Annotated in this window: 8 protein-coding genes; 7 read left to right on the top strand and 1 reads right to left on the bottom strand. The window is 72.5% G+C overall.

Annotation, left to right across the window (positions count from 1 at the left end; genetic code table 11):
• Positions 1-90: 90 nt before the first annotated feature.
• Entirely contained in the window at positions 91-2649 is a 2559-nt protein-coding gene (locus tag ACWEMJ_RS24940; RefSeq protein ID WP_452139338.1) for a SpoIIE family protein phosphatase, read from the bottom strand.
• A 515-nt stretch (positions 2650-3164) separates the two neighbouring features.
• Here ACWEMJ_RS24940 and ACWEMJ_RS24935 point away from each other — a divergent pair.
• The 7 genes from ACWEMJ_RS24935 (at position 3165) to ACWEMJ_RS24905 (ending at position 14936) form a co-directional block, all read left to right on the top strand.
• Positions 3165-7640 carry a HAMP domain-containing protein gene (locus tag ACWEMJ_RS24935; RefSeq protein ID WP_452139342.1) on the top strand — a complete coding sequence of 1492 codons (4476 nt, stop codon included), beginning with the start codon at positions 3165-3167 and terminating at the stop codon, positions 7638-7640.
• Positions 7641-7841: 201 nt separating this feature from the next.
• Entirely contained in the window at positions 7842-8480 is a 639-nt protein-coding gene (locus tag ACWEMJ_RS24930) for a response regulator (protein ID WP_452139341.1), read from the top strand.
• A gap of 121 nt (positions 8481-8601) precedes the next feature.
• On the top strand, positions 8602-11271 hold the full coding sequence (locus ACWEMJ_RS24925; protein ID WP_452139337.1) for a DNA translocase FtsK: 2670 nt from the start codon (positions 8602-8604) through the stop codon (positions 11269-11271).
• Between the two features lie 158 nt (positions 11272-11429).
• A complete protein-coding gene (locus tag ACWEMJ_RS24920) occupies positions 11430-12302 on the top strand; it encodes a helix-turn-helix domain-containing protein (RefSeq protein ID WP_452139336.1) in 873 nt (290 codons plus the stop codon).
• Positions 12303-12374: 72 nt separating this feature from the next.
• Complete coding sequence (gene rimO / locus ACWEMJ_RS24915) at positions 12375-13829, top strand: 30S ribosomal protein S12 methylthiotransferase RimO (RefSeq protein ID WP_452139335.1); 1455 nt, start codon at positions 12375-12377, stop codon at positions 13827-13829.
• Entirely contained in the window at positions 13826-14458 is a 633-nt protein-coding gene (gene pgsA, locus ACWEMJ_RS24910; RefSeq protein ID WP_452139334.1) for a CDP-diacylglycerol--glycerol-3-phosphate 3-phosphatidyltransferase, read from the top strand. The genes rimO and pgsA overlap by 4 nt, the downstream gene beginning before the upstream one ends.
• The gene (locus ACWEMJ_RS24905; protein ID WP_452139333.1) at positions 14451-14936 is read left to right on the top strand and encodes a CinA family protein; all 486 of its coding nucleotides are present in this window, start codon (positions 14451-14453) and stop codon (positions 14934-14936) included. Before pgsA ends, ACWEMJ_RS24905 begins: the two co-directional genes overlap by 8 nt.
• Positions 14937-14950: the final 14 nt, after the last annotated feature.

Raw genomic sequence — 14950 nt, 5'->3', positions numbered from 1 at the left:
CGCTACGACAAACGCGGATACGTCTACCTCGGAACCGTCACCGCAGCAGCCCTGGTCATCTGGCTCCGCACATGATCGACCGGACAAGTCCTAGTTGTGGCGCTGGGTCGGGATGCGCAGGGTCAGGATCGCCATGTCGTCGGACGGCGGCTCGGGCGCGAAGCGCTCCACCGCGCGGTGCACCCGGGCGGCGACCGCGCCCGCGGTGAGGCCCGCGCAGCCGGTCAGCACCTCGATCAGGCCCTCGTCGCCGAGCATCCGGCGGCCCTCCCGGCGTTCGGTGACGCCGTCCGTCACGCACAGCAGCACCTCGCCCGGGGCGAGCACCAACTCCTCGGCGGTCAGGTCGAGTTCGTCCATGACGCCGAGCAGCGGCTGCGGCGAGGCGGCCTGGTCGACCTGCCCGTCGGTGCGCAGCCGCAGCGGCAGCGGGTGGCCCGCGCAGACCAGCGACAGCAGGGTCGAGCCGTCCTCGCGGGGCGTCAACTCGCCGTACAGCAGGGTGAGGAAGCGGGCCCGGCTGCCCTCGTCCAGGATCGCCGCGTTCAGCCGGGTGAGGACCTGCGGGGCGTTCAGGCCCTCGCGGGCCAGCAGGCGCAGCGAGTGGCGGGCCAGGCCCGTCACCGAGGCGGCCTCGGGGCCGGTGCCGCAGACGTCGCCGATGGCGAAGCCGTAGGTGCCCTCGCGGATCGGGAACAGGTCGTAGAAGTCGCCGCCGACCTCGTTGCCCTCGCCGGCGGCCTGGTAGAACACCTCGACCTCGACGCCGGGGATCTTCGGCAGCTCCGGCGGCAGCAGGGCGCGCTGGAAGGCCTGCGAGGTGGCGGTGCGCTCGGAGTACAGGCGGGAGTTGTCGAGGGCCAGGGCGGCGCGGCGGGAGAGGTCCTCGCCGAGCTCCAGGATCTCCTGGCGGAACCGGACGCCGCGCCGGGTGCCGAGCACCAGCAGGCCGATCACCCGGTTGCGGGCGGACAGCGGCAGCACCACCGTCTCGCCGAGCAGCCCGGCCAGTTCGGGGCTGTCGGCCAGGCCCAGCGCACGGGCGGTGTCGGCGGGCGCCGTCCAGCTGCGCGCGCCGGGGCTGAACACCGCCTCCGGGGCGGGGGACTTGTCGAGCAGGGCGCGCAGCGGGTCGATCCGGTCCTCGTCCTCGTGCAGCACGAAGGCGAGCTCGGCGCCGGCGGCGGCGTCCGCGCTGGTGTAGACGGCGCACCAGGACGCCAGGGTGGGGATCGCCATCTGCGCCATCAGGGCGAGCGTCTGCTCGTGCTCCAGGGTGCCCGCGAGCAGGTCGGAGGCCTCCACCAGGAAGGACAGCGAGCCGCGCCGCAGCCGCTCCAGCTCGCCGAGCCGGGCGCTCTCCAGGGCCAGCGCGATCCGGTCGGCGGCGAACTGCAGGCGCAGCGCGTCCTCGTTGTCGTACCGGCCGGGCGGGGCGGCGGCCACCCCGAGCGAGCCGGTCAGCCGGCCCTCGACCTTCAGCGGGACGGTGATCAGCGACCGCAGGTCGGTGCCGGCCAGCAGCGGTGCCGCGCCGGGCCGCACCGCCAGGTCCTCGTGGACGGCCGGCAGCCGGGCCGAGTCGAACCGGCCGGCGCCGCCGTCGATCGGCAGCCGGGCGAAGCGGCGGGTCGGGCCGGCCAGGCCGGTGGCGGCGCGCAGTTCGAACTCGGTCTCGTCCTCGCTGGTGAGCAGCAGGTAGGCGGCGTCCGCGTCGAGCAGGTCGCGGGCGCGTTCGACGATCCGCTGCAGCAGGCTGGACAGGTCGTCGGGGGAGACCGGGCCGACCAGCAGGTCGAGCGGTTCGACCACGGTGGTGGTCGCGGCCTCGGCGGACGCGCCGGTGCCCGGGGTGCGCAGCACCGCCCGGTCGGACTCGCGCACCAGCAGGCACAGCACCACCGGCAGGCCCGCGCTGTCGCGCAGCCGCACGTGCGTGCCGTACACCTCGCGGGTGGCGCCGTCGCCGCCGCGCACCGCGTAGCTGCCCTCCCAGCGGGCCAGCCGCAGGGTGTCGCCGAGGCCGAGGCCGGGGGTCTGCGGCCACACCGCGAGCTCGGCCCAGGGGCGGCCGAAGACGGCGTCGGCGGGGCGGTGGAAGAGCGATTCGGCGTCGGCGTTCCAGTGCCGGATCCGGCCGTGGTCGTCGAGCTGGACCACCGCGACGCGCACCGGTCCGTCCGCCGGGGGCAGTTCGCCGCCGGGCAGGCTGGGCAGCGCGTAGCGGGTGCCGGGCTGCTGCTCGGGCAGGGCCAGGCGGAACCACACGGTCTTCCGGCCGGCCGCGTAGTCGACGCCCCAACTGCTGGACAGCGCCGAGCACATCAGCAGGCCGCGCCCGCCCTCGCTGTCCGGGTCGCCGTAGCGGTCCGAGTTGAGCGTCACGTTGGCGAACGAGTTCTGGCCGCGCTCCGGGTGTCGGTCGCTGACCTCGATCCGGACGGTGTCCTGCTCTCGCAGGCAGGCCACCTCGGCGGCCGTCCCGGCGTGCACCACGGCGTTCGTGACCAGTTCGCTGACCAGCACCACCGCGTCGTCCACCACCTCGGGCAGGTCCCACCCGAGCAGGGCGTCCCGGACGAAGCCGCGGGCCGCGGCGGCCGACCGGTCGACCGGTTCGAAGGTGGCGGCTGCGCGCGCGGTGACCACGGCCACGTCTCCTCTGCTGCTGGTACGGCGGGTGGTTCAGGATCTGCGGCGGGCCGGGGCTGGGTCGCCTCGGCACGGTGCGGCCCTCCACCCTACTTTCCGGTTGGTACCCCGCGGGGGCTGGGAGCCGAAACAAGCCCCTGGGGGTGATTTCCTTCACCACTTTCCCCGGTCGTTCCCCTGGTCGTCCGGGGGAACCCCGTGCAACCGGTCCGACACCGGGTGCCAGTGCTGTCACACTGGGGGGTCCGTGTGCCGTCGCCACCGCAGTACGGTCGAGGGGACGGCGGGGAGTCGAGGGCCGTTCTCCGGTCCTTCCGCCGCGGTGACAGTCAGGACCTGGGAGGGCCTCGTTGAGTTCGGCGACCAAGGACGTGTCCGCTACCACGACGGCCGCTGCGCGCGGCACCCGGCCGGCGCCCCCCTCGCGGGCCGGCGGCCGGCGCCAGGGCGGCAGCCCCGGGCGCGGCGCGGAGCCCGCGGAGCTGCGCAAGCTGCTGGCCGCGCTGACCGCGATGCGCGACGGCAACTTCCGCCGCCGGCTGACCTTCCCGGGCGACGGCCTGCTGGCCGAGATCGCCGCGGTGTTCAACGAGGTCGCCGAGCGCAACCAGCACCTGACCGGTGAACTGGCCCGGGTGCGGCGGGCGGTGGGCCGCGAGGGCCGGCTGTCGGAGCGCCTGGAGACCGGTGTCGGCGAGGGCGCCTGGATGGCGGCCGTCGACAACTGCAACGCGCTGATCGACGACCTGGCGCGGCCGATGGCGGAGGTCGGCCGGGTGCTGTCCTCGATCGCCGAGGGCGACCTGACGCAGACCATGGAGCTGCGCTCGGTGCACACCACCGGCGCGAGCTACCCGCTGCGCGGCGAGTTCCTGAAGGTCGGCCGCACCGTCAACGGGCTGGTCGACCAGCTCAGCGAGTTCACCGAGCAGGTCACCCGGGTGGCGATCGAGGTCGGCACCGAGGGCAAGCTCGGCGGGCAGGCCCGGGTGCGCAGCGTCTCCGGCTCCTGGAAGGACCTCGCCGACTCGGTCAACACCATGGCCGGGCGGCTGACCGCGCAGGTCCGCAACATCGCGGAGGTGACCACCGCGGTGGCCCGGGGCGACCTGTCGCGCAAGGTCACCGTCGACGTCGACGGCGAGATGCTGGAGCTGAAGAACACCGTCAACACGATGGTGGACCAGCTCAACTCCTTCGCCGCGCAGGTGACCACGGTCGCCCGCGACGTGGGCACCGAGGGCCGCCTCGGCGGCCAGGCGCAGGTGTCGGGGGTGGCCGGCGTGTGGCGCGACCTGACCGACTCGGTGAACTTCATGGCCGCCAACCTGACCGCCCAGGTCCGCAACATCGCGGAAGTGACCACGGCGGTCGCCAAGGGCGACCTGTCGCGCAAGATCGAGGTCGACGCGCGCGGCGAGATCCTGGAGCTGAAGAACACCATCAACACCATGGTCGACCAGCTGTCCGGCTTCGCCGAGCAGGTGACCCGGGTGGCGCGCGCGGTCGGCACCGAGGGCATCCTCGGCGGGCAGGCGCAGGTGCCGGGCGTGGCCGGCGTCTGGAAGGACCTGACCGAGAACGTCAACTCGATGGCCAACAACCTGACGTCGCAGGTCCGCAACATCGCCCAGGTGACCACCGCGGTCGCCAAGGGCGACCTGTCGCAGAAGATCCAGGTGGACGCGCGCGGCGAGATCCTGGAGCTGAAGAACACCATCAACACCATGGTCGACCAGCTGTCGGCCTTCGCCGACGAGGTCACCCGGGTCGCCCGGGACGTCGGCACCGAGGGCATCCTCGGCGGCCAGGCCAGCGTGCCCGGGGTCTCCGGCACCTGGAAGGACCTCACCAACTCGGTGAACCTGATGGCCAACAACCTGACCAGCCAGGTGCGTTCGATCGCCGAGGTGACCACCGCCGTGGCGCGCGGCGACGTCTCCAAGAAGATCACCGTGGACGCGAAGGGCGAGATCCGCGAACTCGTCACCACCGTCAACACCATGGTCGAGCAGCTGTCCGCGTTCGCCGACGAGGTCACCCGCGTCGCCCGCGAGGTCGGCACCGACGGCATCCTGGGCGGTCAGGCCCGGGTGTCCGGGGTCTCCGGCATCTGGCGCGACCTGACCGACAACGTCAACCTGATGGCGTCCAACCTCACCTCCCAGGTGCGCAACATCGCCGAGGTGGCGTCCGCGGTGGCACGCGGCGACCTGTCCAAGAAGATCGCCATCGACGCGGCCGGCGAGGTCGCGGCGCTCGCCGACACCCTGAACACCATGGTCGACCAGCTCTCGGCGTTCGCCGTCGAAGTGACCCGGGTGGCCCGCGAGGTGGGCACCGACGGCATCCTGGGCGGCCAGGCCGGCGTGCCGGGCGTGGCCGGCATCTGGAAGGACCTGACCGAGAACGTCAACCTGATGGCCAACAACCTCACCGGCCAGGTCCGCAACATCGCACTCGTGATCACCGCCGTGGCCCGCGGCGACCTCTCGCAGAAGATCGACGTCGACGCGCGCGGCGAGATCCTGGAGCTCAAGACCAGCATCAACACCATGGTCGACCAGCTGTCCGCGTTCGCCGACGAGGTCACCCGGGTCGCCCGCGAGGTCGGCACCGACGGCCGCCTCGGCGGCCAGGCCCGCGTCCCCGGCGTGGCCGGAACCTGGCAGGACCTGACCGAGTCGGTGAACGAACTCGCCAACAACCTGACCAGGCAGGTCCGCGCGATCGCCCAGGTCGCCACCGCCGTCACCAGGGGCGACCTGTCGCTGCGGATCAACGTGGACGCGTCCGGCGAGCTCGACGAGCTCAAGGACAACATCAACCAGATGATCGCCAACCTGCGCGAGACCACCCGGACCAACAAGGAACAGGACTGGCTCAAGTCCAACCTGGCCCGGATGTCCGGCCTGCTGCAGGGCCGCCGCGACCTGTCCGCCGTCGCCTCGCTGATCATGAGCGAGCTCACCCCGGTGGTCTCCGCCCAGCACGGCGCGTTCTTCCTCGCCCAGCCGGCCGGCCGCACCGCCGAACTCGTCACCGAGGACGACGACGAGAACGACATCGTGCTGCGCCTGATCGGCTCCTACGGCTACCACCGGCGCACCATGCCCACCACCTTCCGGCTCGGCGAGGGCCTGATCGGGCAGGCCGCCGTCGAGAAGCGGCCGATCGTGCTCAAGGAGACCCCGCCCGGCTACCTGAAGATCTCCTCCGGGCTCGGCGAGTCCTCCCCGGCGCACGTGGTGGTGATGCCGGTGCTGTTCGAGGACCGGCTGCTCGGCGTGATCGAACTCGCCACCTTCTCCAGCTTCACCACCGTCGCGCTGGACTTCCTGATCCAGATCGCCGACCAGATCGGCGTCACCGTCAACACCATCTCGGTCAACACCAAGACCGAGGGCCTGCTGCTGGAGTCCCAGCGGCTGACCGCCGAACTCTCCATGCGCTCCGCCGAACTGGAGGCCCGCCAGGAGGAACTGGAGCGCACCAACGAGGAGTTGCAGGAGAAGGCCGAGCAACTCGCCCAGCAGAACCGCGACATCGAGATCAAGAACAGCGAGATCGAGGAGGCCCGGCAGATCCTGGAGGAGCGCGCCGAACAGCTCGCGCTGGCCTCCCGCTACAAGAGCGAGTTCCTCGCCAACATGTCGCACGAGCTGCGCACCCCGCTCAACTCGCTGCTGATCCTGGCCAAGCTGCTCTCCGACAACAACGAGGGCAACCTGTCCGCCAAGCAGGTCGAGTTCGCCGAGACCATCCACGGCGCGGGCAGCGACCTGCTCCAGCTGATCAACGACATCCTCGACCTGTCCAAGGTCGAGGCCGGCAAGATGGACGTCCGCCCGGCCCGGATCGCCCTGGTGCAGCTGGTCGACTACGTGGAGGCCGCGTTCCGGCCGCTCACCGCCGAGAAGAACCTGGACTTCGCCGTCCGGGTCTCCCCGGACCTGCCGATCACCCTGCACACCGACGAACAGCGCCTCCAGCAGGTGCTGCGCAACCTGCTGTCCAACGCGGTGAAGTTCACCGACGCGGGCGCGGTCGAGCTGATGATCCGCCCGGTCACCGGCCCGGACGCCCCCCAGCACGTGCGCGAACAGCTGCTGGAGACCGGCACCATCAGCGACCCCGACGAGCAGCTGATCGCCTTCTCGGTCTCCGACACCGGCATCGGCATCCCCGGCAACAAGCTCCGGGAGATCTTCGAGGCCTTCAAGCAGGCCGACGGCGGCACCAGCCGCAAGTACGGCGGCACCGGCCTCGGGCTGTCCATCAGCCGGGAGATCGCCCGCCTGCTCGGCGGCGAGATCCACGTGGCCAGCGAGATCGGCCGCGGCTCCACCTTCACCCTCTACCTGCCGCTGCGCAGCGAGGGGCCGGAGCCGGTCGCCCTGGAGCGCGGCGCCGCGCCGCGCGCCCTGGAGCCCTCCCGCACGCCCGCCGAGCAGTGGACCCAGGAGGCCCGCGGCCTGGCCGAGGAACGCCGCCGCTCCACCCTGGAGCGCCGCCGCGCCGCCCGCCCCGAGGAGGCCCCCCGCCCGTCCGAGGAGTCCATCCCGCGCCAGGGCGAGCCGGTCCGCACCAACGCCGGCACCCCGGTCCGCTTCGACGGCGAGCGGGTGCTGATCGTCGACGACGACATCCGCAACGTGTTCGCCCTCACCAGCGTGCTGGAGCAGTACGGCCTGACCGTGCTGTACGCCGAGAACGGCCGCGAGGGCATCGAGATGCTCGAACAGCACGAGGACGTCGCCCTGGTGCTGATGGACATCATGATGCCGGAGCTGGACGGCTACGCGACCACCGAGCAGATCCGCCGGATGCCCCGGTTCGCCGGGCTGCCGATCATCGCGCTGACCGCCAAGGCGATGAAGGGCGACCGGGAGAAGAGCCTGCAGGCCGGCGCCACCGACCACATCACCAAACCCGTGGAGACCGACCACCTGTTGGCGGTGATGCGCCAGCACCTGCCCGTCAGGTAACCGCCGCGCGCCGGGGCCGCCCACGCTGGCGGCCCCGGCCGGGAACCCGGTAAGGTCACCCGTCGTTGCCAACAGTGACCGGACGGTGACGGCCGGCACCGGGCCTGTGGCGGGCAAGGGGGTACGGCTAGCATGACCGGGGCAGTGATGGGCGGCACGAAGGTGCCCGCTCTGGGGAAACAACCGGCAGGAGGGCGGGTCCTGGTGCAGAAGGCGAAGATCCTCCTGGTCGACGACCGTCCGGAGAACCTGCTCGCCCTGGAGGCGATCCTCTCCGCGCTCGACCAGACGTTGGTGCGCGCCTCCTCCGGCGAGGAGGCGCTCAAGGCGCTCCTCACCGACGATTTCGCGGTCATCCTGCTGGACGTCCAGATGCCCGGCATGGACGGCTTCGAGACCGCCGCGCACATCAAGCGCCGCGAGCGGACCAGGGACATTCCGATCATCTTCCTGACCGCGATCAACCACGGTCCGCACCACACCTTCCGCGGCTACGCGGCCGGCGCGGTCGACTACATCTCGAAGCCCTTCGACCCATGGGTGCTGCGCGCCAAGGTCTCCGTCTTCGTCGACCTCTACCAGAAGAACACCCAGCTCAAGGAGCAGGCCGCGCTGCTGCGCCTGCAACTGGAGACGGACGGCGAACCGGTCGTCGGCGGGGCGCTGCTCGGCGAGCTGTCGGCCCGGCTGGCCGCCGTCGAGGAGCAGGCCGAGGCGCTCACCAAGCAGCTCGACGCGGGCTCCGACGGCGCCGGCGCGGCCGCGACCGCCGCTCACCTGGAGCGCAAACTGGCCGGCCTGCGCCGGGCGCTCGACGCGCTGCGCCCCGGCGCCAACTGAACGCCTGTCAGCGTCACTCGTCCGGGTGGTTCTCGGGGCGCTGACGGCGCGTTGACGGCGCAACCCGCCGAAGTGCGCCCGCGCATGTCGGGGGCAGGGTTGCGCCGGTAGGCTGCCCTCCATGGCCACACGAACGCCCGGAAGCGCCGCCGCACGCACCAGCAAGCCCGGGCCGGCCAAGAAGACACCGGCCAAGAAGGCCGCCGCCGCCAAACCGGCCGCCAAGCCCGCCGCCAAGAAGGCCCCGGCGAAGAAGGCCCCGGCCAAGAAGGCGGCCGCCCCCACGCCGCCCCCGCCCCGGCCGATACTCTTCCGGGCCCTGCGCCGCATCTGGCTGGGCCTGGCGCACGCGGTCGGCGCGGTGTTCCGCAGCTACGGGAACGGCGCCCGCAACCTGCACCCCGAGCACCGCAGGGACGGCGTGGCGCTGCTGCTGCTGGCGCTCACCCTGGTCACCGCGGCCGGCACCTGGTTCAGCCCGCAGGGCTGGCTCGGCGAGGCCGCCACCAACGTGGTCTCCGGCCTGTTCGGCCGGCTCGACGTGCTGGTGCCGTTCCTGCTGGGCGCCGTCACCGTCCGCCTGATGCGCCACCCCGAGGTGCCCGAGGCCAACGGCCGGATAGTGATCGGCCTGACCGCGCTGGTGATCGCCGTGCTCGGCCTGGTCCACATCGGCTGCGGCGCGCCCGCGATGGGCTCCGGCGCCACCCGGATCCGGCAGGCCGGCGGCCTGATCGGCTGGGCCGGCTCCACCCCGATGATGGCCGCCGCCGGCCCGCCGCTGGCCGTCCCGCTGCTGCTGCTGCTCGCCGTCTTCGGCCTGCTGGTGGTCACCGCCACCCCGATCAACCGCATCCCGCAGCGGCTGCGCCTGCTGGGCGTGCGCCTGGGCATGGCCGAGCCGCTGCCCGGCGACTTCGAGGACGCCGAGGCCGACGGCGCGGACCGCGAGTACTCCACCGCCCCGCCGGAGGACGCCGACCCGGACGCGCTGCCGATCACCATCGAGAACGACGAGCTCTCCGCCCGCCGCAAGCGCCGCCGCCGCAAGGCCGACGAGGAGGCGCTCGCCGAGTCCGCGCCGCTCTCCTTCGAGAAGGACCCGTACCAGACCCGGGACCTGGCCGCCGGAGCCGCCGCCGACCTGGTGGACGGCGCGCTGCTGTTCGGCGTGGCCGGCTCGCCCGACCTGGCCAGCGCGATCGGCCAGGTCAAGGACAACACGGCGCCCCCGGAGGAGCCCTGGCCGTCCGAGCCGCCCGCCGCCGCGGCCCCCGACGGCCACGGCGAGGCCCCCGCCCGGATGGAACAGCTCCAGCTGTCCGGCGACATCTCCTACGCCCTGCCGTCGATGGACCTGCTGGAGCGCGGCGCCCCCGCCAAGGCCCGCTCGCAGGTCAACGAGGACATCGTCGCCCAGCTCACCGGCGTGTTCGCCGAGTTCAAGGTGGACGCCAAGGTCACCGGGTTCAGCCGCGGCCCGACGGTCACCCGCTACGAGGTCGAGCTCGGTCCCGCCGTCAAGGTCGAGCGGATCACCGCGCTGGCGAAGAACATCGCCTACGCGGTGGCCACCCCCGACGTGCGGATCATCTCGCCGATCCCCGGCAAGTCCGCGGTCGGCGTGGAGATCCCCAACCGGGACCGCGAGATGGTCACCCTCGGCGACCTGCTGCGCTCGCGCAGCGCCGCCGAGGACAGCCACCCGATGGTGGTCGGCATGGGCAAGGACGTCGAGGGCCACACCGTGATGGCCAACCTGGCGAAGATGCCGCACGTGCTGGTGGCCGGCGCCACCGGCGCGGGCAAGTCGTCCTGCATCAACTGCCTGATCACCTCGGTGCTGGTGCGCGCCACCCCCGAGCAGGTCCGGATGGTGCTGGTCGACCCCAAGCGGGTCGAGCTGACCGCCTACGAGGGCATCCCGCACCTGATCACCCCGATCATCACCAACCCGAAGAAGGCCGCCGAGGCCCTCCAGTGGGTGGTGCGCGAGATGGACATGCGCTACGACGACCTGGCGGCCTACGGCTTCCGGCACGTCGACGACTTCAACGCCGCGGTGCGGGCCGGCACCGTGCAGCCGCCGCCGGGCAGCGAGCGCGAGCTGACGCCGTACCCGTACCTGCTGGTGATCGTCGACGAGCTGGCCGACCTGATGATGGTCGCCCCGCGCGACGTCGAGGACTCGGTGGTCCGGATCACCCAGCTCGCCCGGGCCGCCGGCATCCACCTGGTGCTGGCCACCCAGCGCCCCTCGGTGGACGTGGTCACCGGCCTGATCAAGGCCAACGTGCCGTCCCGGCTGGCCTTCGCCACCTCGGCGATGGCCGACTCCCGGGTCATCCTCGACCAGCCCGGCGCGGAGAAGCTGATCGGCAAGGGCGACGCGCTGTTCCTGCCGATGGGCGCCTCCAAGCCGGTCCGGATGCAGGGCGCGTTCGTCACCGAGGCGGAGATCGCCAAGATCGTCCAGCACTGCAAGGACCAGCTGACGGCGAGCTACCGGGACGACGTGGTGGTCGGCTCCGGGCCGAAGAAGGAGATCGACGAGGAGATCGGCGACGACCTCGACCTGCTGGTCCAGGCCGTCGAGCTGGTCGTCACCACCCAGTTCGGCTCCACCTCGATGCTCCAGCGCAAGCTGCGGGTCGGCTTCGCCAAGGCGGGCCGGCTGATGGACCTGATGGAGTCGCGCGGGATCGTCGGCCCCAGCGAGGGCTCCAAGGCCCGCGACGTGCTGGTCAAACCGGACGAGCTGGACGGCGTCCTGATCACCCTGCGGGGGTGAGCGACGGGTGGTCCCGGTGGCCGGAAAGCGAGGTGACCACCCGTCAACTTCGGTAGCCGGACTGTGGCACGTTCGGGCCCCCTCCGGTTGAGAAACGTTACGCCGCCACCCCTAGACTGGTTCCTCAGCAGGTGGCCTCCGCTCGAAAGGCGTGCCCAGTGACCATCGGCAAGTCCCCCCGCCGCTCCGCCCCCGGCTCCTCCGCGCCGGCCTCCGTCAACCCGGAGCACCCCGCGGAACCGAGTCACGCCGCCGACGGGCCGAGCATCGGGCGGCTGCTCGCCAGGGCCCGCATCGACGCCGGCCTGACGGTCGACCAGGTCAGCACCCGCACCCGGATCCGGGTGCCGATCGTGCACGCCGTCGAGGCCGACGACTTCGACCGCTGCGGCGGTGCCTTCTACGCCCGCGGCCACCTGCGGCTGCTGGCCCGCGAGGTCGGCCTGGACGGCGAGGCGCTGGTCGCCCGCTACGACGCCGAGCACGGCGGGGCCGGCGCCGCGCCCGCCACCCGGCTGTTCGAGGCCGGGCCGATCAAGGTCACCGACCACCGCCGCCCGAACTGGACCGCCGCCATGGTCGTCGCGATCCTCGCCGTGGTCGCGCTGATCGGCTACAACCTGGTCGGCTCCTCGTCCACCACCGGCAACGGCCCCGGGGAGGCCAGCGCCCCGCTGCCCTCCGGCGTCTCCGCCCCCGCCACCGTGTCGGCCTCCGCGCAGCCGCCCGCCCCCGAGGCGAGCAGCGGCGCGATCGCCGCCGCCCCCGCGGACAAGGTCACCGTCAAGCTGGTCGCCGGCCAGGAGAAGAGCTGGGTCACCGCCAAGGACGGCAGCGGGAAGTCGCTGTTCTCCAACAACCTGGAAGCCGGTCAGGACCAGACCTTCACCGACCCGAAGAAGATCACCCTGGTGATCGGCAACGCCGGAGCCGTGCACCTGTTCGTCAACGGCAAGGACCTCGGTCCGGCCGGGCAGGACGGCCAGGTCGTGCACCTCACCTACACCCCCGGCGACCCGCAGGCCGGCTGATCCGGCCGCTCGAACAAGCCGCGCGCCCTCCGGGGGGAACTCCACCGGGGGGCGCGCGTTAATCTTGGCGTCATGCCTGAACCCCGCACTGTCGCCCTGGTCACGCTCGGATGCGCCCGCAACGAGGTCGACTCCGAGGAACTCGCCGGGCGACTGGAGGCCGACGGCTGGCGGCTGGTCGACGACGCCAGCGAAGCCGATGTCGCCGTCGTCAACACCTGCGGGTTCGTCGAGGCCGCCAAGAAGGACTCCGTCGACGCCCTGCTGGAGGCCAACGACCTCAAGGGTCACGGCCGGACCCAGGCCGTGGTCGCCGTCGGCTGCATGGCCGAGCGCTACGGCAAGGAACTCGCCGACGCCCTCCCCGAAGCCGACGGCGTCCTCGGCTTCGACGACTACGCCGACATCTCCACCCGCCTGAACACCATCCTCTCCGGCGGCCACGTCGAGGCCCACACGCCCCGCGACCGCCGCAAGCTGCTCCCGCTCACCCCCGTCGAACGACAGGCCGCCGCCGCCGAGGTCGCGCTGCCCGGCCACGGCGCCCCCGAGGACCTCCCCGAGGGCCTCGCCCCCGCCTCCGGCCCGCGCACCCTGCGCAAGCGCCTGGACGACGCCCCCGTCGCCTCGATCAAGCTGGCCTCCGGCTGCGACCGCCGCTGCTCGTTCTGCGCCATCCCGGCCTTCCGCGGCTCGTTCATCTCCCGCCGCCCCAGCGACGTGCTGAACGAGGCCGTCTGGCTGGCCGGCCAGGGCGTGCGCGAAGTGATGCTCGTCTCGGAGAACAACACCTCCTACGGCAAGGACCTGGGCGACATCCGCCTGCTGGAGACCCTGCTCACCGAGGTCGCCGCCGTCGAGGGCATCGAACGGGTCCGGGTCAGCTACCTGCAGCCCGCCGAGATGCGCCCCGGCCTGATCGACGTGATGACCCGGACCGACAAGGTCATGCCGTACTTCGACCTGTCGTTCCAGCACTCCGCGCCCGCCGTGCTGCGCCGGATGCGCCGCTTCGGCTCCACCGAGCAGTTCCTCGGCCTGCTGGAGTCGATCCGCGCCAAGGCCCCCGAGGCCGGCGCCCGCTCCAACTTCATCGTCGGCTTCCCCGGCGAGACCGAGGAGGACTTCGCGGAGCTGGAACGGTTCATCACGCACGCCGGCCTGGACGCCATCGGCGTCTTCGGCTACTCCGACGAGGACGGCACCGAGGCCGCCGGCTACGACGGCAAACTCGACCAGGACGTCGTCGACGACCGCGTCACCCGGCTCTCCAAGCTCGCCGAGGAACTCACCGCGCAGCGCGCCGAACAGCGCGTCGGCAGCGAGATCACCGTGCTGGTCGAGTCGGTCGAGGACGGCGTGATCGAGGGCCGCGCCGCCCACCAGGCCCCCGAGACCGACGGCCTCACCACCCTGCTCGGCGCCGACGACGCCGAGATCGGGCAGTTCTACCGGGCCACCGTGGTCGGCACCGAGGGCGTCGACCTGGTCGCCGAGGCGATCACGCTGCTCGGAGCCGACGTATGACCAAGGGGCCGGGGGCCCCGGCCGCGACCCGGCCGACCCCGGCCGCCGTCCCGCCGGAGCCCGGCCTGTGGAACATCGCCAACGTGCTGACGATGTTCCGGCTGCTGCTGGTCCCGGTCTTCGCCGCCCTGCTGTTCGCCGACGGCGGGCACGACCCCAAGTGGCGGGCGTTCGCCTGGGCGGCCTTCGCCGTCGCCATGATCACCGACGTGTTCGACGGCGCCCTGGCCCGCAGCAAGGGCCTGATCACCGACTTCGGCCGGATCGCCGACCCGATCGCCGACAAGGCGATCATGGGCGCCGGCCTGATCGGCCTGTCGATCCTCGGCGACCTGCCCTGGTGGGTCACCGCGGTCATCCTGGCCCGCGAGCTCGGCATCACGCTGATGCGGTTCTGGGTGATCCGCTACGCCGTCATCCCGGCCAGCCGGGGCGGCAAGCTCAAGACCCTCACCCAGGGCATCGCGGTCGGCATGTACGTGCTGGTGCTCACCGGCCCGCTGGCCACCTCCCGCGCCGTGATGATGGGCATCGCCGTCGTCCTCACCGTCGGCACCGGCCTGGACTACGTGGTCCAGGCGGTCCGGCTGCGCCGCGAGGGCATCGCCCGGGAGCGCCGCGGTGAGTGACCTCGCCGCCCGCCTGCTGACGGCGCTCCGGTCCGACGGCGCCACCCTGGCCGTCGCCGAGTCGCTCACCGGCGGCCTGCTGGCCGCGGCCCTGGTCGACGTCCCCGGCGCCTCGCAGGCGTTCCGGGGCTCCGTCACCGCGTACGCCACCGACCTCAAGGCCTCCGTGCTCGGCGTCGACGAAGGCCTGCTCGACGTGTACGGGCCGGTCCACCCCGTGGTGGCCCGGCAGATGGCCGAGGGGGTCCGGCGGCTGCTCGGCGCCGACTGGGCGCTGGCCACCACCGGCGTCGCCGGGCCCGAACCGCAGGGCGGGCAGCCGGTCGGCACCGTGTACGTCGGCCTCGCCGGGGAGCGGGGAACAGAAGCCCTGCCGCTCCGGTTGTCCGGTGGGCGTGACATGATCCGGCAACAGTCGGTGGAGGCCGCGCTCGACCTGCTGCTGCGCCGGCTCACCGGCGCCGCCGACGACCGCTGAGCATCGCCGACAGT

The sequence above is a fragment of the Kitasatospora sp. NPDC004531 genome (assembly GCF_053602195.1).
Note: the sequence above shows the minus strand (reverse complement) of the source record. Positions and strands in the feature narration are given on the sequence as shown.

What these genes read in the sequence shown, in the direction of transcription:
- ACWEMJ_RS24935 (WP_452139342.1), top strand. Translation starts at nt 3,165, where the DNA reads ATGCGCGACGGCAACTTCCGCCGCCGGCTGACCTTCCCGGGCGACGGC.
- ACWEMJ_RS24925 (WP_452139337.1), top strand. Translation starts at nt 8,602, where the DNA reads ATGGCCACACGAACGCCCGGAAGCGCCGCCGCACGCACCAGCAAGCCC.
- rimO (WP_452139335.1), top strand. Translation starts at nt 12,375, where the DNA reads ATGCCTGAACCCCGCACTGTCGCCCTGGTCACGCTCGGATGCGCCCGC.
- pgsA (WP_452139334.1), top strand. Translation starts at nt 13,826, where the DNA reads ATGACCAAGGGGCCGGGGGCCCCGGCCGCGACCCGGCCGACCCCGGCC.